We start from the raw sequence: 563 nt of genomic DNA on the forward strand, positions 1-563 counted from the left end.
AGATTAGGATTGCCATGAATCTTATAATTATTATTTAGCTTTAACGCTACTAATTATTTCGCGATAACCATGCCTTTTTAACAGAACGGCGCCAAATAATATCAATACCAAAATAGCCGATAATTGATGCAATAGAAGCACACACTAATGAGCCAAGTAAAAACGCAGGGCCAATAGTTTCTATGCTTTCTAAAAACCAAGACCAACTTGCTTCAAATACAAAATGCTGTTCGGGTTGATTAAGTATTAGCGTACCGACTAAGTACGAGCCATAAAAAATAGGTGGCATAGTTAGAGGGTTTGTAAGCCATACTAATGCTACTGAGATAGGTAAATTAACTCTAAATAATATAGCGCCGGCTGCTGCTAAAACCATTTGAAAAGGAACAGGGATGAAAGCAAAAAATAACCCGACTGCAAATGCACCTCGAGCAGAACGTCTATTTAAATGCCAAAGATTTGCATCTTGTAAAAGGCGTCCAAATATTCTTAGTGATTTATGATGTCTAATTTTATTTGGATCAGGTAAAAATCTTTGGATCGTTTTTTTAGCCATTTAAAGC

At 35.5% G+C, this 563-nt stretch carries 1 protein-coding gene; it reads right to left on the minus strand.

Annotated elements, in window-relative coordinates; translation table 11 throughout:
- Window positions 1-49 precede the first annotated feature (49 nt).
- The gene (locus tag GQR46_RS20445; RefSeq protein ID WP_007586895.1) at window positions 50-556 is read right to left on the minus strand and encodes a DUF2062 domain-containing protein; all 507 of its coding nucleotides are present in this window, start codon (window positions 554-556) and stop codon (window positions 50-52) included.
- Window positions 557-563 lie beyond the last annotated feature (7 nt).

This window comes from Pseudoalteromonas sp. Z1A6 (assembly GCF_011378745.1).
In the GTDB taxonomy this organism is placed as follows: domain Bacteria; phylum Pseudomonadota; class Gammaproteobacteria; order Enterobacterales; family Alteromonadaceae; genus Pseudoalteromonas; species Pseudoalteromonas arctica.

Coding starts and splice junctions, on each gene's coding strand:
- GQR46_RS20445 (WP_007586895.1), bottom strand. CDS start 556: ATGGCTAAAAAAACGATCCAAAGATTTTTACCTGATCCAAATAAAATT.